Annotated in this window: 21 protein-coding genes and 1 rRNA gene; 14 read left to right on the top strand and 8 right to left on the bottom strand. The window is 71.3% G+C overall.

Features of this window, described 5'->3' with window-relative positions:
* Positions 1-3: 3 nt before the first annotated feature.
* Positions 4-1,872 (bottom strand): adventurous gliding motility protein AgmC, encoded by a 1,869-nt coding sequence (gene agmC, locus KY572_RS32770; RefSeq protein WP_407660035.1) that lies wholly within the window; start codon positions 1,870-1,872, stop codon positions 4-6.
* Between the two features lie 528 nt (positions 1,873-2,400).
* On the opposite strand from agmC, the gene KY572_RS32765 reads away from it, so the two are divergent.
* The 6 genes from KY572_RS32765 to KY572_RS32740 all read left to right on the top strand — a co-directional run bounded on the left by KY572_RS32765 (position 2,401) and on the right by KY572_RS32740 (position 6,024).
* The gene (locus KY572_RS32765) at positions 2,401-3,042 is read left to right on the top strand and encodes a hypothetical protein (protein WP_224247591.1); all 642 of its coding nucleotides are present in this window, start codon (positions 2,401-2,403) and stop codon (positions 3,040-3,042) included.
* Between the two features lie 226 nt (positions 3,043-3,268).
* Positions 3,269-3,742 (top strand): hypothetical protein, encoded by a 474-nt coding sequence (locus KY572_RS32760; protein ID WP_224247590.1) that lies wholly within the window; start codon positions 3,269-3,271, stop codon positions 3,740-3,742.
* 142 nt (positions 3,743-3,884) lie between these two features.
* Positions 3,885-4,484, top strand: coding sequence for a PRC-barrel domain-containing protein (locus tag KY572_RS32755; protein ID WP_224247589.1), 600 nt, complete (start codon positions 3,885-3,887; stop codon positions 4,482-4,484).
* A 6-nt stretch (positions 4,485-4,490) separates the two neighbouring features.
* Entirely contained in the window at positions 4,491-4,796 is a 306-nt protein-coding gene (locus KY572_RS32750) for a hypothetical protein (protein ID WP_224247588.1), read from the top strand.
* A 25-nt stretch (positions 4,797-4,821) separates the two neighbouring features.
* A complete protein-coding gene (locus tag KY572_RS32745) occupies positions 4,822-5,286 on the top strand; it encodes a tetratricopeptide repeat protein (protein ID WP_224247587.1) in 465 nt (154 codons plus the stop codon).
* 123 nt (positions 5,287-5,409) lie between these two features.
* The gene (locus KY572_RS32740) at positions 5,410-6,024 is read left to right on the top strand and encodes a CDP-alcohol phosphatidyltransferase family protein (protein WP_224247586.1); all 615 of its coding nucleotides are present in this window, start codon (positions 5,410-5,412) and stop codon (positions 6,022-6,024) included.
* Between the two features lie 294 nt (positions 6,025-6,318).
* On the opposite strand, the gene KY572_RS32735 is transcribed toward KY572_RS32740, so the two are convergent.
* Positions 6,319-7,119 carry a hypothetical protein gene (locus KY572_RS32735; RefSeq protein WP_224247585.1) on the bottom strand — a complete coding sequence of 267 codons (801 nt, stop codon included), beginning with the start codon at positions 7,117-7,119 and terminating at the stop codon, positions 6,319-6,321.
* A 131-nt stretch (positions 7,120-7,250) separates the two neighbouring features.
* A complete protein-coding gene (locus tag KY572_RS32730; RefSeq protein ID WP_224247584.1) occupies positions 7,251-8,072 on the bottom strand; it encodes a hypothetical protein in 822 nt (273 codons plus the stop codon).
* Positions 8,073-8,293: 221 nt separating this feature from the next.
* Here KY572_RS32730 and KY572_RS32725 point away from each other — a divergent pair, with 221 nt between their 5' ends.
* Positions 8,294-8,911, top strand: coding sequence for an RNA polymerase sigma factor (locus KY572_RS32725; RefSeq protein WP_224247583.1), 618 nt, complete (start codon positions 8,294-8,296; stop codon positions 8,909-8,911).
* Positions 8,908-9,435: an anti-sigma factor family protein gene (locus KY572_RS32720; protein ID WP_224247582.1), complete on the top strand. Its 528-nt coding sequence runs from the start codon at positions 8,908-8,910 to the stop codon at positions 9,433-9,435. The genes KY572_RS32725 and KY572_RS32720 overlap by 4 nt, the downstream gene beginning before the upstream one ends.
* Before the next feature lie 24 nt (positions 9,436-9,459).
* Here KY572_RS32720 and KY572_RS32715 read toward each other — a convergent pair whose 3' ends face one another.
* Positions 9,460-11,268: a S8 family serine peptidase gene (locus KY572_RS32715; RefSeq protein ID WP_224247581.1), complete on the bottom strand. Its 1,809-nt coding sequence runs from the start codon at positions 11,266-11,268 to the stop codon at positions 9,460-9,462.
* A 205-nt stretch (positions 11,269-11,473) separates the two neighbouring features.
* Entirely contained in the window at positions 11,474-13,168 is a 1,695-nt protein-coding gene (gene glpD / locus KY572_RS32710; RefSeq protein WP_224247580.1) for a glycerol-3-phosphate dehydrogenase, read from the bottom strand.
* Between the two features lie 217 nt (positions 13,169-13,385).
* On the opposite strand from glpD, the gene KY572_RS32705 reads away from it, so the two are divergent.
* The 5 genes from KY572_RS32705 (at position 13,386) to KY572_RS32685 (ending at position 18,283) form a co-directional block, all read left to right on the top strand.
* On the top strand, positions 13,386-13,820 hold the full coding sequence (locus KY572_RS32705; RefSeq protein WP_224247579.1) for a hypothetical protein: 435 nt from the start codon (positions 13,386-13,388) through the stop codon (positions 13,818-13,820).
* A gap of 62 nt (positions 13,821-13,882) precedes the next feature.
* Positions 13,883-16,156: a TonB-dependent receptor gene (locus KY572_RS32700; RefSeq protein ID WP_224247578.1), complete on the top strand. Its 2,274-nt coding sequence runs from the start codon at positions 13,883-13,885 to the stop codon at positions 16,154-16,156.
* A gap of 170 nt (positions 16,157-16,326) precedes the next feature.
* Complete coding sequence (locus tag KY572_RS32695; protein ID WP_224247577.1) at positions 16,327-16,749, top strand: hypothetical protein; 423 nt, start codon at positions 16,327-16,329, stop codon at positions 16,747-16,749.
* Between the two features lie 84 nt (positions 16,750-16,833).
* Positions 16,834-17,181 (top strand): DUF2007 domain-containing protein, encoded by a 348-nt coding sequence (locus KY572_RS32690; protein ID WP_224247576.1) that lies wholly within the window; start codon positions 16,834-16,836, stop codon positions 17,179-17,181.
* A 175-nt stretch (positions 17,182-17,356) separates the two neighbouring features.
* Positions 17,357-18,283, top strand: a complete 927-nt coding sequence (locus KY572_RS32685; protein WP_224247575.1) for a tetratricopeptide repeat protein — start codon at positions 17,357-17,359, stop codon at positions 18,281-18,283.
* 21 nt (positions 18,284-18,304) lie between these two features.
* Here the strand turns inward: KY572_RS32685 and KY572_RS32680 are convergent, their stop codons facing one another.
* Positions 18,305-18,601 (bottom strand): hypothetical protein, encoded by a 297-nt coding sequence (locus KY572_RS32680; RefSeq protein ID WP_224247574.1) that lies wholly within the window; start codon positions 18,599-18,601, stop codon positions 18,305-18,307.
* A gap of 75 nt (positions 18,602-18,676) precedes the next feature.
* Here KY572_RS32680 and KY572_RS32675 point away from each other — a divergent pair, with 75 nt between their 5' ends.
* Positions 18,677-18,877, top strand: a complete 201-nt coding sequence (locus KY572_RS32675; protein ID WP_224247573.1) for a SlyX family protein — start codon at positions 18,677-18,679, stop codon at positions 18,875-18,877.
* Between the two features lie 40 nt (positions 18,878-18,917).
* On the opposite strand, the gene KY572_RS32670 is transcribed toward KY572_RS32675, so the two are convergent.
* On the bottom strand, positions 18,918-19,361 hold the full coding sequence (locus KY572_RS32670; RefSeq protein ID WP_224247572.1) for a hypothetical protein: 444 nt from the start codon (positions 19,359-19,361) through the stop codon (positions 18,918-18,920).
* A gap of 168 nt (positions 19,362-19,529) precedes the next feature.
* Positions 19,530-19,601 (bottom strand): 5S ribosomal RNA (gene rrf / locus KY572_RS32665); the annotation flags it as partial.

Below are 19,601 nucleotides of genomic sequence, written 5' to 3'. Positions count from 1 at the left end.
CCGTTACCCTCCTGCTCTACCGCACCGACCTGCGGAGTTGCGGTGCCCAGGAAGCCTGGCCGGAGCCCCGGGGTAGAGGTGTATGCCAGGAGGCCCCCGTTCCGCCAGTATTGGGCGCCTCGAGCCCCTCGCGGCGGGCCGGCGGCGTGACACCCCGAGCAGCAGGCAGGCCAGCGCCAGCCACAGGCCCCCGTTGGCCGGGGTGCTGCCGCAGCCACAGCCCACCTCCAGCGCCAGGGGCGACAGGGCGCCCACGGTGAAGGCGCGCGGCTCGGACAGCGCGCCGCGCACGCCCAGGCGCTCGGCCGAGGCTCGCGCCTGGTGGGGCCCCTCGGGGAGAGCCGCCGAGGGCTGGAAGGTGAAGCTGCCGTCGATGGCCACCTCCACGCTCCCGAGCGGCTGCTCGTCGAGGAACACCTGCACGGTGCTGCCTGGCACCGCCCTGCCCTGGAGCTGGGGCCGAGGCCCCGTCGCCTCGCCCTCGGCGGGGGTGGTCCAGACAGGCGCGGCGGGGGTGGCGAAGGCCTCATTCACCAGCGTCGGCACGCCCTGGTGGTCGAGCTGCACCATGTCGGTGGGCGTGGCGCCGTACGGGCCTCCGCCCTGGACTCCGGCGGCGGTGCCCGCGAGCCCTGGCACCAGGGAGGTGTCGCACGCGAGCGTCCGCGCCTGCAGCAGCAACACGCCGCCGCCTCCTCCTCCTCCGGGCGCGCGAGCATCATCTCCATCCGTGTTGTTGCCGCCGTTGCCGCCGCGGGCCTCGAGGCTGAGGCAGTCGAGCCGATCCTCCACGCGCAGGGAGATGTAGCCGCCGGCGCCTCCTCCTCCAGAGGCGTCGTTGAGGGATGCGTCCGCGGACTTGCCGTTGGCGGTGATGAGGCCCTGACCCTGGAGGCTTCGGGCCCGCATATAGATGATGCCGCCGCCCGCGCCGCCGGAGCTGCCGGTGGTGCCCTCCGCGCCGTTCGAGTCGCCCGCGCCCGCGCCTCCGCCTCCGCCGAACAGCATCCGGCTGAGGGGGGAGTAGCGCAGGGCCTGGCCGCCGCGGCCGCCCACGTCTCGGGAGCCATCCGCGACCGAGGTGTACCCGCCCTGACCGCCCACGCCGCCGTGGCCACCGCCGCCGCCACCGCCCTCACCGCAGTTGCCTCCGCCAGCGCCATTGCCGAGCGCTCCGTAGCCATGCGTGGGGGCACCGCTCACCGCGGAGAAGAGCCCCTCGCCCTTGCGAGCACCTCCCTTGTCCTGGGGCAGGTGGAGCTCGGTGCAGCCCGAGGTCTGCGTGCGGTTGAAGGCGTAGGTGCCTCCGCGGAAGCCCGCGGCGGTGGCGCTGAGCAGCCCCTGGTTGAGGACGGCGTCCGTGGCGAAGAAGGCGAGCACGCCGCCGGTGGTCCCGTTCCACGCGGGCGCCACCAGCGAGGCCTGGGGGTGGACGTGCACGGTGGTGTGCTCGGGCACGCGCACCACCTGGGAGCCCGGAGCGGCGAAGGAAGAGACGAGGGGCGCGGTGAGAGTCAGCCGGCCCGCGGCCACGGACTCCACGCGCGCGAGCTCCCAGCGGCCGGCGCCCGAGGAGCCCTTCTCGAGGGACAGCGTGGGGCCCGTCTCGGACAAGAGGCTCTCGGAGAAGGCCTGGTGGACGAGGACGAGCTCACCGGCGGCGAAGCCCGTCACGCTCGCGACGGTGAGGGCCTTGCTGCCGGTGCCGGCGGGGGCGGTGAGCGCGGTGGCGACGTTGATGGTGGTGTCGAGCTGCTGCACTCGGAGCGCGCCGTGCTGCCCGTTGCCCAGGCCGAAGACATCCGGCTCTGCGAGCGCGGACATCGCGGCGAGACAGACTCCCAGGCTCACGAGCGCACCGACGCACCGCATTGCCCCATTCTGCCCGGAGCGGGGGGCCACCGCCCAGCCCCTGGCCCCCTTTCTTGCCTGCCCATGTCCGCGGGCCATGGCTCCAAGCGGATCCACCCGCCGGACACCTCGACGGGCTCGCGGCGGTGGAGAGCGAGGCGGGAGCGTTCCACATCCGCCCCGATGGAACGGAGCTGTACGCCGAGCGCTATGCAGGGCTGGCACCACGTGGACACCCTTGGAGAGCCCCTGTACGCGCGGCGCTTCTTCGCGGTGGAGCCCTTCTAGCTGGATCTGCACATGCTGGTCTCCACCGGAGGCCGTGAGCGCACCGAGGCTGAGTTCCGAAGCCTCTTCAACCGGGCCAATCTGAGCCTCATCGAGCGTCGAGAGATTGCAGGGGCGCCAGCTCGCTCCTTCTCGGAGGAATGGACTGAACCCTCCTCCAGCCGTGTCGGGCCAGAGCGCCACCAACTGGTATGCTTGTCATACCAGTTCGCAACCAATTCCAGCGGCTCCAGGCGGCACCTGAGCGTAGACTGAGGGCAGATGGCCACCTTCGCTCCTCTCTGGGCGCTGGTGCCTGGGGGCAAGGGAGTGCCGCTCGCGAAGGTGGGCGGCGAACCCGAGCCCGTGGGCTCCCTGCGCTGGCCGGCCTGTCGCATGTGCGGCACGCCGATGCGCTTCCTCTTCCAGCTCCCGCACGTGCCGGGGAAGCTGGATCTGTCGCCGCACGCGGCGGTGTACGTGTTCCAGTGCGAGAACCCCGACACCGTCTGCTACCGCTCCATGCCGGACGACGGGGCGAACGCCGCGGTACCGGTACGAGCGGGCGAGCCGAAGGTGGAAGGCGATCGCCCCCAGGGCATTCCGTACAACGTGTGGACCCTGGGCTTCGCGCCCGCCGAGGAGGACACGGCGACGCTCTCGGTGGACGTGAACGAGGCGACCAGCGAGCAGCTCCAGGCCCTGGATCGGGCGCAGGAGGACGCGCCGGAGAGCAAGGTGGGCGGGGTGCCCGTGTGGCTGAATGGGGACGCGCCCCCCGAGTGCTGCGGAGAGCCCGCGCGCTTCGTGGCGCAGCTGTCGGCAATGCCGTTCGGTCTCGACTTCGGGGACAACGGCCGAGGCTACCTGTTCCGCTGCCAGCGTCAGCCCGAGCACTTCCGCTTCCTCTCGCAAGGCGCGTGAGCGGGCGGCTCCCACCAGTGGAAGACGACGTTCGCGGACGCCGGAGTCGCCTGCGAGAGCTGCCACGGCCCCGGGGCCCGCCACGCCGAGACGCAGGACCCCAAGGACATCCTCCAGCCCCGGCACCTGTCGCCCGAGCTCGGCCTGGCCGTGTGCGCCCAGTGCCACGGGCCGCGCCGGACGCTCTTCCCCCTGCTGGACGCGGCCCACCGCTTCCGCCCAGCCCATGGTGCTGCTGGTGGCCGGAGAGCTCTCCGGGGACTACTTCGAGGACGGGCGCCCCAGCACCAGCAGCTTCGAGAACCAGGCCCTCACCCAGTCGCTCTGCCACATGAAGGGCGGCGCCACCTGCCTGACGTGCCACAGCGCGCCCCACGACAAGCACGCGCCCAACGAGATTCAGCTCCGCAAGGACGCTCCGGCGCGGGTGAGCGCCAACCAGGCCACCTGCCAGGGCTCCGGCGTGCTGGACCACTTCCGAGGAGCTCGTGCCCCTGCTGAAGGACTCGTCCCTCTGGGCGCGCCAGGCCTCGGCGCTCGCGCTGGCGCAGCTGGGGGACTCGCGCGGCGTGGCGGCGCTCGAGCTGCTGGCCTCGCGCCGCGCCGCAAGGATGTGCCCACGGCGACCCAGCAGCTCGAGCAGGCGCTGGACCTGCAGCCGTACTCCGCGGACCTACTCGTGCTGCTGCAGGCCCGCTGAGCGAGCGGCCATGGAGCCGCCAGCAAGCAGGAACTCCCCTCTCCCCCCGCCCGGGGCAGTCCCCATCTTTCGAGTGGGAACGCGCCAGGGCCTGCCCGGTCCCCGCCCTGGCTTTCACCTCGAGAGAGCGGAGGAGCGAGCGATGTACCAGCGCACCAACATCCAGAGAGGCATGGCCGTCATGAGCAGCGACGGCGTCCAGATGGGACGCGTCATCGACGTGACGACCGACGGCATCATCATCGGGAAGGGCCAGTTCTTCCTCCGGGACTTCCGGCTCCCCTTCGAGGACATCTCCACCGTCCGCGGAGATGAGCTCCTCCTCATGAGGGACCACGCCGCCCTGCGTCGGTTGGACTCGGAGGCCCACGAGGGCACGAAGAAGGGCACGGTGGGCATCGCCGGCATCGCCGCGCCGCCGCCCCAGGGCGGGCTGGGCCTGGGCCCCACGGACCTGACCGAGGCCCGCATGGACAGCGCCAAGTTCCAGGACCACCGGCAGTACGATCTCCGGCCCACGGGCGACGCCGTCCCCGGCACCACCGCGACGGAGCGGCCGAGCGAGGACCTGCCTCCTCGGGTGTCGCCTCCGCAGGCTCCGTACATCCCGCCGCCTCACGAGCCGGCGATGGCGGAGCGCCGCGCCGCGGGCCCGGGGTGGGATCCGCTGAGCGTGGACGAGGAAGAGAAGGAGCAGCCACTCACGAGCGGCCCGGACCCCAAGGCCCCCACCCGCTACTAGCCCGGGATGTACCTCGTCCAGTTCCTGCTGCCACTGCGAGACAACGAGCGCCGGGCCTTCCCTCGGGCGGACTTCGAGCGGGTCCGCTCGGAGCTCACCGAGCGCTTCGGCGGAGTGACGGCCTTCCTGCAGTCACCCGCCGCGGGCGTCTGGAAGGAGGAGGGGGAGACGACGCACGACGAGGTGGTGCTCTTCGAGGTGATGACGGACACGCTCGATCGCGCGTGGTGGAAGGGCTATCGCTCCGAGCTGGAGCGGCGCTTCCGGCAGGAAGCCATCGTGGTCCGGGCTCTCGGGGCCGAGTCCCTTTGAGTCCATGGCACGGTAGGATGGCGGCATGCCCCCCTCCCTCTCGCCAGCAGTGCGCACGTCCTACCCTCGTCCTTCTTCCCGACGCAGCCTCTGGCTGGGCGCGCTCATGACCGGGCTGTTGCTGCTCGGCACACCCGCCCTCGCCGCGCAGCCCTCGAAGAAGAAGCCCGCGGCCACCAAGAAGAAGGAGAAGGCGGCCACGGCCCAGACCGACAAGCAGTCCAAGGCCCTCTATGAGGATGCGGCCGGCCTGGTCCGCGCCAAGCAGTACTCGGAGGCCCAGACCCTGGCCCGGCGCTGTCTGGACACGGACCCCAAGAACCCGGACTGCCACATGATCCTCGGGGCGGCGCTGGCCGGCACGAGCAACTTCTCCGAAGCCGCGAAGGAGTACCGCACCTTCCTGGAGCTGGCGCCGGACCACAGGCTGGCGCCCAAGGTGAGGCAGACCCTGGAGAACTACGAGAAGACCCTGACTCCCGCGCAGTGAGCCCGGCACCTCGGTGAGCAGACGGGCGCCAGCCTCCTCTCCTGTCCGGCGGGAGAGGAGGCCCGTCACATCCTGCCAGGAGGAATCTCCTCCTTATCTTGAAGGCAGAGCCCGAGACCCACCATGCGCCGGCCGCCCCTCCTCAGCCCATCCAACCTGCCCGGCGGGCCTCTGCTCCGGCCCGCGGAGACGCGGCTCCGCCCGCCCCTGATTCCCAGGCGGGTACAGCTGGCGCTCCTGCACTCGCTCTCGCTGTCGCGGCTGGTGCTGGCGGCGTTCTTCCTGATGACCACGGACACGCTGCTGCGCGCGGGGCTCATCGTGCTGGCGGGCCTGACGGACGTGCTCGACGGCTGGATCGCCCGCCACGCCCACCTCACCTCGCGCCTGGGCGCGCTCATCGATCCGGTGGGCGACCGGGGCTTCGCCGTGACGGCCATCCTCGCGCTGCTGCTCGACGGGCTGCTCACGCCCGTGCAGGTGTGCCTGCTGCTGGTGCGTGACGTGATGACGGCGGTGGGCTTCCTCGTCGCGCGCTTCGTGGCCACGCTGCGCCCGGTGGAGCTCAAGGCGCGGCTGCTCGGCAAGGCCACCACGGGAGTGCAGACGGTGACGCTGCTGGCGGCGCTGCTGGCGCCCGCGCTGGTGCGGCCCCTGGTGGCCGTCGTGGCGGTGCTCGCCACCGCGGCGGTGGTGGACTACTCGCGCGCGGTGCTGCGAGCCCGCGTGCCGGCGTGAGGCCGCGCGGACGCTACCGCGTGCAGTCCAACAGGTCCGAAGAAGCTCTCGCACCCTCGAGAGCGGCTCCCATGCCCAGGGAACTGCCTGGCCAGGGAGGCGCCCTGTGAGCGAACCGGTACCGAACTGGTATGACAAGCAGACCAGTTCAGACCCATTGCTCCCGGCAGGGGCGGACCAGCGGCGGGGGCGGACTCGGGTCCTCTACCCGTTTCAGGTGGCGAAGCCTCTTCGGGAGTCGAGCGCCCGGACCCAGCGCACACCGACTCGGGGTGACGGACGGCGGGCCCGTCCTCACCGCGCGGGCAGGGTGGTGACTTCCATCGCCTGGTTGTGCCCGGCGAGCATGTCCACCGTGGCACGCACGCGGGTGCCCTGCTTCAGGTCCTGCGCGGAGATGCGCTGGCCATTGCGAAGGATGCGCGTCCGCTGCCCCAACTCCACGGTGAAGGACTGGCCCGCATCGTCCAGCAGCACGAGCCGCCCGTTGGCCACCGAGCGCACGGTGCCCGTGTAGATGGCATTCACCACGGCCTCGCCGGTGTCCGGAGTGCTGCGGGCTCCCGTCTCCTGCGCCGTCCCCGCCCGGAGCGGCTCGTCTGGCGGCGTCCTCACCATGTCCTGAGGCGTCGTCCCACTGGCCGCGGGGGCCTGGGTGTCCGAGGTGCCAGCCTGCCCGGAGCCTCCCACGCCCATGTTCTGGTTCATGCTCTCCAGCTGCTCGCGAAGCTGGGCCACATCCTGCCGGACCTGAGCCACCTCCTGCTGGAGCTGCATGACGGACAACGGCAGCTCCGCCACGCCAGGGCCCGCGCCCCCGGTCGTCTGCGCCGTGCCGGTGGCAGCCGTGCCCGTGCCGCTCGCCGTGCCGGCGCCGCCGGTGCCCACCGTTCCTGGGTCCGAGGTGTCCGAGGTGCCCGTGGTGCCCGCGCGGGTGCCTCCGGAAGGCCCTTGGAGCCGGGTGTCCGTCGCATCCCGCCCCACCGTGGTGCCCACCTCGGTCGTCGTGTCGGTCTGCGCCAGCAGCTCCACCGAGCCACAGAGCAGCAGCGACGCACCCACCAGCCCCACCACCGTCAGCATGACCTTCCGCATTGCCGTGCCTCCCCGTCCCCGCACAAGGTTGGCCGCTGGACGTTTCCGGGCAACGGTGCTCGAGAGAAGGCACGGGCTGCGAGCACCGCTCGCTCACCCGCTCCCCCTGCACCGCGCCCGCCGCTCGTGGATCAGCGCGAGGGCGCCGGAGCCTGTCCCAGCGCCTGGAGGGTGATGACCTGGTTCTCGAGCGCCCCGGGTCGCGTCACCGTCCGCACGGGAGTCCCCTCCCGCAGGGCCTGCAGCGACATGGCGGCTCCGTTCAGGTCGAGCACCCGCGTGCGCTCACCCATGCCGAACTCATAGACACGGCCCTCCGGCCCCACCATGAGCAGCCGCTCTCGCGTCGCGGACCGCAGCGTCCCCACGAAGACCTCCTCGTTGGGCACGTTGCTCCAGGGTGAAGCGCTCTCGGTCCTCCCGCTGCCTCCGGTCGCCGTGCCGGGCTCGTTCACCTGGCTCCGCCGGGCGCCCTCGATGCCCGGGAACCGGACTCCGCCCCTGGGAATCTCCACGATGATCCCCGAGGTGTCGGCGTCCTCCGCCAGCGCCGTGCCCGCCTGCTCCGCCGTCACCGTCGTGGCTCCGCCCCCCGCCGAGCCCGCGCCTCCCGCGTCACTGCCCATCGGGCCGTAGACGGCGATGTCGTCCGTCGCGGGGCCGCCGCTGGCATTCGCGGGCGCAGTCCCCTGCTGGCCAGCGCCTCCCACCGCGGGGGCCGCCGCCGTCCCTCCGGACTGCTCACGCAGCGAGGCCACCTCCTGGTGCAGCACCCGGACGTCCTGCCACAGCTCGGAGATCTGCTGCTGGAGGACCTCCGGAGAGGCCTCCTGCCCCTGAGCCTGCGGGCCCCCCTGTGCCTGCTCGGCTGGCTGCCGTCGCGCCTCCTCGGCCAGGGCCCCGACAGGAGCCAACCCCACGAGGCCGAGCACCACCCAGACTCCTCTTCGCATGTGTCGCTCCTTTGCTCCCCCTCCACGGCACAAGGTGGGATCGGGTCGGTGCAGGACGCCCGGCCGCGACGCCCGGCCCCCTCCTGCCCCCCTGCCCCCCGGAGGTGGGAGCAAGTGGGTTTCCCTCTCGACGCACTTGAGGCACGCTGGCGGGGCCGGGGGAACGCGAAGAAAAGGCGGGAGCGCTGAAACCACCGGCCGGCTCGTGTCACATGGGGTCCGTGGCTCCCTTGCTTGCCTTGCGAATGTTCGCCGCCCAGGACGAGGCCCCCGAGGCCAGAGAAGGGGAGCGCACCCTGCTGCGCCGGGCCCGCGCGGGAGATCCGACCGCGTTCCGGATCCTCTTCGAGCGGCACTCCCCAGCCGTCTGGCGCTTCCTCAAGGACTGCTTCCGGGACGAGCCCGCCGCGGACGAGGCCACGCAGGAGACGTTCGTCCGCGCCCACGGGCGGCTCGGCACATTGAAGGACGAGGACCGGCTGGCCTCGTGGCTGCTGGGCATCGCCCGGCTGGTGTTCCTGGAGTCCCGCCGCGCGCGAGGCGTCCACCTGGACGTGGATGGCGAGGACAGCGAGGGGCTGGTGGAGGCGGTGCTGCCCACGCCCTCTCCGGAGGACCTGCTGCTGGATCAGGAGACCGAGGCGCTGCTGGCGGAGGCGCTCGGGCACCTGCGCGAGGAGCGGCGCTCGGCGCTGCTGCTGCGCATCGACCATGGCCTGCCGTACGAGGAGATTGCCCAGGTGATGGGCTGGTCCCTGCCCAAGGTGAAGAACGAGATCCACCGCGCGCGGCTGCAGCTCCGCGAGCGGCTGGCCGCGCATATTGGAGGTCACCCATGAGCTTCGCCTGCCGCGAGCAAGAGCTGGATCTGCTTCTGGCCGGAGAGCTGTCCCCGACGGACGCCGAGCGCGTGCGCGCTCACGCCGAGGGCTGCGCCGCGTGCGCTCATGCGCTGGCGTGGCTGAAGCTGGAGCGAGGGTGGATGGCCCAGCGGGCGCGCCGCATGCCCGCGCGTCCCGCCCTGAACTTCGCCGCCCTCGAGGCCCGGCTGGCCGCGAAGAATGGCGCCCCCGCGCCCAGGCCCATGGCCGAGCCGCGTCGCGCCGTGCGGTCCGAGCCGCGCCGTCCGCACTGGTCCCACCGGGGGATGATGGCGATGGGCGCCGCGGCGGCCGTGGCCTTCATCACCTTCGGGCTGGCGCAGGTGCGTCCGGCGCACTCCCTGGAGGAGCCGTGGAGCCAGGAAGTGCTCGCCTCCGGGCTGCTGCAGGCCTGCGTGGATCCGAGCGGCGAGGCGGTGGCGGCGCTGGAGGATCGCTTCAGCGCGTGCCTCATCGCCACGCCCGCGGTGGACTCCTACTGAGCCCCCGCGGGCCTGCGGCCTACCTCAGGGCGCCGGGAAGCGGCTCTGCAGCAGGCGCATCGCGTCCTCGGCCTGCACCAGGCCGTGGCCGAACACCTTGTCACGCCCGGTGGGCCCCAGGTCCTTGGCGGAGTCCTCGATCAGCTCGCGCACCTGGGTCGCCGTGAGCGAGGGGCGCGCGCTCCACACCAGCGCGGCCACACCGCTGACGTGGGGCGTGGCCATGGAGGTGCCGTCCTGCTTCGCGTAGTCCACGCCGATGAGCTTCACCTTGGCGTCCTTGCCCCTCAGCGCCTTCACGGCGACGGAGTCCAGGTTGGAGACGGAGGCCGTGGGCACCCACGTGCCCTCGTTGCCCAGCGTGAACCTGCCGACGCCGTCCTTCGGATCGTTGTTGCCGATGATGACGGCGCGCGCGCCAGCCCGGCGCATGAAGTCCACCTTCTTGGCGAAGGTGAGGCCGGCGCCCTGCGCGTCCTGGCCGCCGCGGTCCACGTACGCGACGAAGCCGCTGCAGGTGGCCTCCTCCCCGCAGGACTTGATCGAATCTCCCACCCCGCAGGTGAGCATCTTGCCGGTGTACTCACCCAGCGGGGCGAGCTCGACCGAGCTGGACTCGAAGGACACGCCGTCCACATCCACCACGGAGTAGGACTCGGCGCCGACGATCACCGCGGAGAGCACGTCCCTGCCCGGAGCCACCAGGGACAGGTTCTGGCCGATCTGCGAGAAGGGGGCATGCTCGCCGCTGAAGTTCACCGCACCCACGGCGACCACGCCGTCATAGCCAGCGGGGTAGGCGATGCCGAGCGCCTCGTCGGCGGCCAGGTCCCCCGTGCCGCTGTTGCCGCTGGCGGCGATGGGGAGCAGCCCTGCCTTGATGGCGACCTGGAAGGCATCGTTCTCGGCCTCGCTCCGCTCCGGAGCGCCCAGCGACAGCGAGACGATCCTCGCGCCCTGCAGCTGGCACCACTGCAGCGCGGCGATGATGCTCGTGGTGCTGCCGGTGCCCTTGGTGTTGAGCACGCGGGCCACGAGCAGCTCCACGCCGGGCGCCACGCCCACCACGCCGTTGGGCTCGTCACCGGGGTTCACCGAGCCGGCCGAACCCAGCTGCGCGACGATGGTGGCCGCCGTGTGCGTGCCATGGCCGCCGCCCCACTTCCCAGGGCCCAGGTTGGTGTCCTTCTCCTTGTCGAGCGGATCCTCATCCCCGTCGACGAAGTCCTTGCCGCCCACGTACGCGGCCTTCAGCTCCGGGTGACGGTTGTCCCAGCCGCTGTCGACGACGCACACGCGGATGCCCGTCCCGTTGGGCGCGTTGGCATCGAGCACACCGTCATTGTTGGCGTCCCACACCTTCGGGGCCTGCACCATCAGAAGCCCCTCGGTGTACTCGCCCACGGCGCCGGTCGTCACCAGCGGCGGCCGGGCCAGGGCGTACACGGGGCGATCCGGCTCGACGGTGAGCACCTCCGGGTTGCGCAGCAGCTCCGCCCGCTGCTCGGGCGTCACCCGGGCGGCCACGGCGCCGATGTTGCCCAGGCGCGCCGTCACCACACCGCCAGCGCGCGTCACGACGTCCGACGCGGCCTGCGCGGCCGAGGCGGCGGACACGGTGCGGCGGTAGCGGATGATGACGGGCTGTCGGCCATCCGCGGAAGCCTCGGCGGACTCGAGCGACTGGCTCGCGAAGGTCGGTACCGGCGAAGGCAGTGCCTGGCCCTCGGAGCCCTGGGTCGTGCAGTCCTGCTCCTCCACGGGAGCTGGCAGAGGCTCCTCCTTGCAGGCCGCCAGACAACCCACCAATCCCAGCCAGACCCAACGCTTCATAGTCGCTCTCTTTCGCCCTCGAGGGCTGCTACGACTGCCGGCCCCGTGCCAGCCGGAGTGAACGGGCGGACGGGCAACCGCGTTCCCCTGCGATGTTAATCACGGTGCCCGGATGGCCGCCCGCGAAGGGAGCTGCCACCCACAGGCGCGCACACCACTTCACAGCAGGGGCGTAAGGCGACGAACGGTGGAGGCCGGGGAGGTGTCAACCATCGGCCGGGTCGACGTTGAAGATGCGGGCGGCGTCCCGGGTATAGGCCTCGAGCTGGCGCTCCGTCTCGGCGGCATCCCAGCCCAGGCGGGGGGCCATGACTTCGGCGGCGGCGCGAGCGGCCTCGGCGCCCTGGTCCCGTGTCTCGAAGGCGACCTTGAGGCGGCGGATGAGCAGATCCGCCAGCGAGTGGACGAACTCGTGGGTGACGCCGTAGGCGGCCTCGGCGCGCAGGTAGGGCAGCCCGGGGACGAGCGGCCGGGCGAGCGCGGCCTCCTCCCGGGTGAGGCCCCACACCTGGCGCCAGCGGCTGCCGAAGGCGCGCACCAGGTGGAGCGCCACCTCCGGCTGGCCCACCTCGGGCAGGGCGGCCTCCAGGCCCGAGTCCACGGAGCGCAGCTCTCCGCCGGGCAGGGGCAGGGTCTCGGTGACGGGCTTGCGGTGGGGCACGCCGAGCTGGCGCTCCACGGCATTCACCACGTCCCGGGCCATGACGCGGTAGGTGGTGAGCTTGCCGCCGCTGATGGTGATGACGCCGGTGGGGCTGACGTCGATGGCGTGCTCGCGACTGGCGCTGCCGGCATCTCCGGCGCCGCCGTAGCCGCGCGCCACCAGGGGGCGGATGCCGGCCCAGGCGCTGACGACGTCGGCGCGCACCAGCTTCGCCTCGGGGAAGAAGGCGTTGGCGGAGGCCAGGAGGTACTCCACATCCTTCTCGCTGGCGCGCACCTCGGCGGGGTGGGCGCGGGTGGCCGTCTCGGTGGTGCCGATGATGGCGTGCTTGTCGGCGGGGAGGACGAACATGACGCGCCCGTCCACGGGAGACAGGAGCGTGAGGGCGTCGCGGTTGCCCAGGCGCTCGCGAGGCACGGCGATGTGGACGCCCTTGCTGCCGCGCACGGCGGGAGCCTCGGCGGCGCCATCGAGCCTGCGAATCTCATCGCTCCACGGGCCGGTGGCGTTGACGATCGCCCGAGCGCGGACGGTGTGCTCCTGGCCGGTGAGGTGGTCCACGACGATGGCGCCGCGAGCCTTGCCCTCCTCGATGAGGAGCCGACGCACGGAGGCGTGGTTGAGGACGGTGGCGCCGGCCTCGGAGGCGCCGAGCGCGTTGGCGAAGGTGAGGCGCGCGTCGTCGGTGGCGGCGTCGTAGTAGCAGGCGCCGCCCTTGAGCCCTTGTGGGAGCAGGCCGGGCTCGGCCTGGAGCACCTGGCGGGCGTTGAGGCCGCGGTGGCCCTTGACGTTCCGGAAGAGGGCCAGGGCGTCATAGAGCATGAGGCCGGCGTTGAGCTTCCAGCGGGGGATGCGCGCGCCGCGATAGACGGGCCAGGTGAAGGCGAGCGGCCGGACGAGGTGGGGAGCCAGACGCAGCAGGCGGGCGCGCTCGATGCTGGACTCGAAGACGAGGCCGAGGTGGCCATGCTCGAGGTAGCGCACGCCGCCGTGGATGAGGCGGGAGGAGCGGCTGGAGGTTCCACTGGCGAAGTCCTCGCGCTCCACGAGGGCCACGCGCAGTCCGCGCAGGGCGGCATCGCGCGCGGCGCCGGCCCCGGTGACGCCACCACCGATGATGAGCAGATCGAACGCCTCGGAGGCGAGGGCACGCAGCCGCTCGGCGCGGGAGGGCGGCGGAGGCGGAGTCTCCTGCTCGGAAGAGGTGCGGATGAGGGCAGCGGATTCTTGACGCACGGGCCGAGTGTAATGGCGGGACCCGCGAGACGGCAGGGAATGTGCACGCAGCGCGTCAGGCGGGGGACGGAGCCTGGCTTCGCGAGGCCATGAATCCGTCCATCAGTCGGCACCGTAGAGAGAGGGCGGCGCGCCTGAGTGCCTTGCAAGGCGAGCGAAAGGTGGCTAGGCAGGCGGGCCGCTCTTCCGAGAAGAACCCGCGGAGCCATCCACTGTGGTGAGGGACATCCGAGATCAACGCGATCTGGCACGCCTGGGCCTGATGGTCCTGGTGTACGGGCTCGTGGTGGCTCCGGTGCTCCACGCGGTGGAGGGGCACGCGGGAGGGTGGAAGCTCCCGGCTACGTCCCAGGGGTGGTTGGACCACCAAAGGACGTCGGCGCCCCGGCACGAGCGCGAGGCCGCTGGCCATGAGCACGGCCACGAGCACGGCGATGCGCACGGGGACGCGGCGGGGCATGAGCCCGGGAAGGGCCACGCGCATCGGCACCAGCTGGGCTCGGTGGAGCACCTCACGGCGGTAGCGGTAGCGCGCGCGGTGGTGCTGGCGCCGCAGGTGTGGTGGCTGCCGCTGCGAGCGGAGGTGACGCGAAGCCCGGAGTGGGTGTCCGTCGCGCCGCTGCGGCCGACGGCGATGCCTCAAGGCCCGTAGGGGGCCCCTGCATCACGCAGTGGTCCGTCTCTCCTACGCGTTCTTCTTCCTCGAGGTTTCTCATGTCGCGCCTTCGCGCGGCCCACCGGGCCGTGCTCGCAGCATTGGTGTGTGCAGTCTCTCCCGTCTTCGCCCAGTCCCCGTCCCCGCCGGCCCCTGCGCCCGAAACGCCAGCTGTCGTCGAGCCCCCGCCGACGCCTGGCGACGCGGCTCCAGCTCCAGCGCCACAACCGGAGCCATCCGCCCCCGTCCCGGAGTCCCCGTCCCCCACCGAGCCCGCGGCGCCACCGGCGCAGGTCGAAGCGCCGCCTCCCACGACGCCCGAGAATCCTCGGTCACGGGAGACGACGGTCACGGCTCGGAGGTCCTTCACAGCGGCCTCCTCGTCGACGGTGAGAGACCGGGACTTCCTGCTGCGTCCGCACCCGCGTCCGGTGGACATCCTGCAGGTGGTGCCGGGCCTGTACACGAACCAGCATGCGGGAGGAGGCAAGGCCAACCAGTACTTCCTGCGAGGGTTCGACGCGGACCACGGCACGGACGTGGCGCTCTTCGTGGACGGAGTGCCGGTGAACATGGTGAGCCACGGGCACGGCCAGGGGTACGCGGACCTGAACTGGCTCATCCCCGAGCTCATCGAGCGGGTGGAAGTGGCCAAGGGTCCCTACTTCGCGCAGTTCGGAGACTTCGCCACGGCGGGAGCCATCAACCTGGTGACGAGGAAGAACTTCGAGAAGAGCCAGGTGGAGCTGGGTGGAGGCTCGTTCGACACGTGGCGAGGGCTGTTCGTCGCCGCGCCGGAGGTGGAGGGCTGGTCCCCCATCATCGCGGGGCAGGTGTACGGCACGAACGGTCCATTCGAGAACCCGGAGCGGCTCCAGCGCTTCAGCCTCTTCACGCAGGTGACGCGAGCGCTGTCCGAGCGCTCCACGGTGTCGGTGACACTGACGTCGTACGGCAGTGGCTGGAACGCGAGCGGCCAGATTCCCCTGCGCGAGGTGGAGGCGGGCCGGCTGGACCGCTTCGGAACGATCGATCCGACGGAGGGAGGGAACTCCCAGCGCCACAGCATCTACGGCACCTTCCGGGCGAGGACGGACGACGAGGGAGAGGTGAGCGTGCTGGCGTACGCGGTGCAGTACCGGCTGAACCTCTTCTCGAACTTCACGTTCTTCAGCGGGGATCCGGAGAACGGAGACATGATCGAGCAGCACGACGCGCGGACGCTGGCGGGGTTGCAGGCCAGCTACCGCTTCCGGCGGGAGTGGCGCGGCATCTCCTTCGAGACGACGATGGGCACGCAGCTGCGCACGGACAGCATCGCCAACAGCCTCTACAACGACCGAGCGCGAGAGCGCCTGTCCACGGTGGTGGACGCGAGCGTGCGAGAGGGGAGCCTGGGCCTGTACGCGCAGGAGGACATCACCTTCACGCCGTGGCTGCGGGCGGTGCTGGGGCTGAGGGGAGACCTCTTCGGCTTCGACGTGGACGACCGGCTGGAGGACTCGACGACGCAGGGCACGAAGTCCTCGGGAGTCCGTCAGGCGTCGCGAGTGTCGCCCAAGGCGAGCCTGGTCTTCGGAGCCATCCCGGAGACGGAGCTGTACCTGAACGCGGGCACGGGCTTCCACTCGAACGACGCGCGCGGAGTGGTGCGCGAGCCGGCTCCGGTGACGCCGCTGACGCGGGCACGAGGCTACGAAGTGGGCGCAAGGACGCGGCTGTTCGACGCGCTGGACTTGGCCGGCTCGTACTTCATCCTGGACCTGGACAGCGAGCTCGTGTGGGTGGGGGACGAGGGGACGACGGAGGCGCGAGGCCCGACGCGGCGCCGGGGGCTGGAGGCGGAGGCACGGCTGCGCATCCTGCCGTGGCTCTTCGCGGACGCGGACCTCACGGTGTCTCGAGCCACGTACGTGGAGAACGCGGGCAACGCGGACGCGGTGGCACTGGCGCCGACCCTGATTCTGGCGGGCGGCGTGTCGGCCCGGCACCCGAGCGGGCTGTACGGCCGCCTGGGGGTGCTGCACCTGGCAGACCGGCCAGCGACGGAGGATCGCTTCCTGACGGCGGAGGGCTTCACGCGGGTGGACGCGACGGTGGGCTACCGGGCCACGTGGTTCGAGGCGACGCTGGGGCTACAGAACGTGCTGAACACCGAGTGGCGGGAGGCACAGTTCGCGAACGTGTCTCGGCTGCCGGACGAGACAGGGCCGGAGAGCTGCCCGGCGGGGACGCGGCCGGCGGGTGAAGACAGCTTCGAGGGGTGCGAGGACCTGCACTTCACGCCGGGAGCCCCGTTCAACGCCCAGGCCAGCGTCACCTTCTTCTTCTGACGCGAGCCCGAGCGGAGTCCCCCGCGGCATTGAAGCTCGGGAGCCAGGAGAGGTGTCAGCCAGGCAGCACTGGCTGTGTGAGGCAGAGCGGCTCAGGCGTGGCGCCGGTCGTGTTGCCCGGTGCCAACCTGCTCGCCAGTGCATAGCTGACTGGGAGGGAGGTAGAGCAGGTGCGAACGGTGACCTACGAGCGCAGCGGGCCGACGAACACAGGTGCGCAGGCGGTGCGAGTCGAGGGACTGCGCCACCTGCGCGTGCTGGAGCAGGGAGAGGAAATCAGTGAGCGGGAACTGACGCCCGAGGAGGTGGACCGGCTGGCGCCGCTGATGGAAGCGGCCGCGAGGCAGCCGGCGCCAGTGGTGGTACCACCGGCGGCGGGGGGCCCGAACGGGCTGGCCGTCACGCTGGCCTTCGAGGACGAGGAGGCGCCCCGGGTCCGGCTCAAGGCCAAGCGGCTTCCTGCCCGGGGAGCAGGCGAGCTGTACGATGAGCTGCTGGAGGAGCTGGACGCGCTACTGACAGCGGAGCTGCACACTCGAGCCCCCCGGCACGCTCACGCGGTGTTGCCGCACATGCTGCGCGTGGAGGAATGAGCCTGTCAGCAAGCCAGGCCGCCTGCTCGGGAGCGGAGGCTCGCCCCTGTTGCTGGGCGAGCCTGAGCGTGACACAGAGAGGAGATGACGCGGGTTCGGTTCGCGGTCCATCGCACGGTGGGTGAGGCTCGGCTGCTGGCGGGACTGCTGGAAGCGGCGGGGCTGTCCGTGGAGGTGCGCGGAGAGTCGCTGGCGCCGCTGAGTGGAGAGATTCCGAGCACGGAGACATGGGTCGAGCTGTGGCTGTGGCCGAGCGACGTGGAGGCGGCGCGACAGCTGCTGGCCGAGTTGGAGGAGAACCGGGAGGCGGCGGGGCGTGAGGTGAGCTGCCCGCGCTGTCGCGAGGAGAACCCGGGGAACTTCGAGCTGTGCTGGAACTGCGGTGTGGATTTGCCCTCCGCGCTGAGGCCTCGGCTCCGGGCCGTGCCGTAGTCCTTCGAGCCGCCGAGCGCTGTTGCCCGGAAGCCGGGAAGTGGCGGGAGTGCTGGCGAGCGGGCCCGGAGGAAGCTAGGGATCCAGAGGAGGACCGGAGACGGGTCCAGCAGTGGAGGAGCGCTTGGAGGAGACGGTAGGAACGGGCACCGAGCCACCGTCGAGGCGGTGGAGGATGAGCCAGGCGATACGAGGCGTACTGGGCGTGTGCTTCGTGGCCTTCCTGGTGCACCTGATCCCACTCTTCCTGCCGAGGAACCTGCCTGAGCAGGAGCTGGCCATCGCGAGGGCGACGCCGGAGGCCCGGAACCGGGTGCCGGTGCTGAAGCCCTTGAAGAACCACCCGAAGGCGACCGGAGCGGAGCTGAGAGAGGCCGCGGAGCTCCTGTTGGAAGGAGCTCCGGCGGACGCGCGAGAGCTGCTCGACGAGGCGGACCGGCGGGAGCCCGGCCTGGTGGAGACCCACCTCTTGCGAGCAAGAATCTGCCGGCTGGAGCGGATGGACCGCTGCGTGCGGGAATCATTCGAGGCGGCGGTGCGGCTGGCGCCAGGAGACGCGAGGCCGGACGTACTCTGGGCGGACATGCGCGAGCAGGACGGAGACCTGGCGGGGGCGGTGGAGGCGCTCGACCGGGCGCGGAAGAAGGCGCCCGAGAACCTGGCACTGCACCTGCGGTACTCGAAGCTGCTGAGCGCGGCGGGCAGGGCGGAAGCGGCGGAGAAGGTCCTCTGGGAGCTGGAGCCGAGGCTCTCGAAGGAGAAGCTGTTCCTGGAGCTGGGGGAGCTGCGCGGAAAGGAAGGCCGGAACGAGGAGGCACGGGTCTTCTTCGCGCGAGCCGTGGCGGAAGGCCCTCGCTCGGCCGTGGCGCACTACCACCTGGGAGTGGCGCAGTTCCGGCTGGGAGAGGTGGACAAGGCCGAGGAGGAGCTGCGCGAGGCGGACCGGCTGAACGTGGCGGACCCGCGGCCGCTGGCGACGCTGTGCGCGATGCAGATGAAGGCAGGCCGGCACGAGGCGGCGCTCGTGACGAAGATGGACCTGGAGCGGCGCTTCCAGGGCCAGGCGGAGCTCATCCGAGAGGCGTGCCGGCAGAGCCGCTGACCGCTCTCGAGGCTCGCCGGCTCAGGGCTCGATGCCCCGGATGCGCCGCAGCAGGTGCGCGGAGCGTTTGACCTCGGCATCGACGGAGCCATCGGCGATCTCGGTCCGGACGACGGCCTGAAGGAAGGGGACGGCCTCTTCGTGGCGGCCCTGCTCGAACATCAGCTCCCCGAGCGCCATCCTCGCCTGGGTGAGGAGCACGAGATTCTCGTCAGCGACAGCGGCATCGATGGCATCGCTGAGAGCAGCCTCGGCGAGCTCTTCCTGCCCGCGAGCGAGCAGCTCCCGAGAGCGCTGGATGTGTTCGAGGGTCTTCATGGCGAGGGCCTCGAGCCAGGCGCCGGGCACACGGGCACGGGACGAGCCGAGGCGGAATGAGATATCCCTGAGGGCATGGACGAGTCGCGCCTCATCGAGCTGGAGCTGCGCTACATGCAGCAGTCGGAGCTTCTGCAGCAGCTCAGCGACGTGCTGTATGCCCAGCAGCAGGCCCTGGACACCCTCCGGGCGGAGGTGGAGTCCCTCAAGCGCAAGCTGGAGGGAGAGCCGGGGCTGGTGGACGCCAGGCAGCAGGAGCGCCCACCGCACTACTAGGGCGAGGGGCTCGAGCTCCCCGCCCTGCACCACCGAGCTGTCAGAACTTGTATCCGAGCCGCAGCCCGATGGCCGGCTCGGGTGAGATGTATCCCACCTCGACACCGAAGGTCAGCTTGCCGCTCTGGAGTCCGAAGCCGAAGGCGCCGTGAGCTCGGAAGGTATCCCCTTCGAAGAGGATCCACGGCCCGGCCAGGCCCTCAATGTAGAAGTTGCGAGTGAGCTTGAGGTGCAGCACCAGATCGATGGGAACGCCGAGCGTATCGGGCGAGCTCACGAGCATCGCGCCGAACCGCCCGCCGAGGTGAAGCGGGCCCGCCAGGTGAGTCTCCACGCCGAGGGTGAACTGGAAGGTGGCGCTCTCGACGAACCAGTAATCCGCTCCGAGCCCGAGGCGGATGTTTGCAGCCTCGGAGGGAGTGGGGGCCAGAAACAGCCCGACCGCGAGGACACCGCCGAGGCAGAAGAGACGAAGTCGTTTCATGCGATGGCTCCTGGGATGCGAGGGAGCCAGCACTCAAGCAGGCCCGGGAGCGAGTCGCCAGACAATGAATCGCGCCTGATGCAACGCGGACACTGTGGAGACACTGTGGCGGCAAAAAAAAAGCGCCCCTGGAGCCCAGTGAAGGGCGCCAGGGGCGCGAAGAAAAAAATCCGGCAGCGACCTACTCTCCCACGCGGTTTCCCGCGGAGTACCATCGGCTCTGGAGGGCTTAACTTCCGT

It is taken from the genome of Hyalangium gracile, from assembly GCF_020103725.1.
GTDB lineage: Bacteria > Myxococcota > Myxococcia > Myxococcales > Myxococcaceae > Hyalangium > Hyalangium gracile.
Note: the sequence above shows the minus strand (reverse complement) of the source record. Positions and strands in the feature narration are given on the sequence as shown.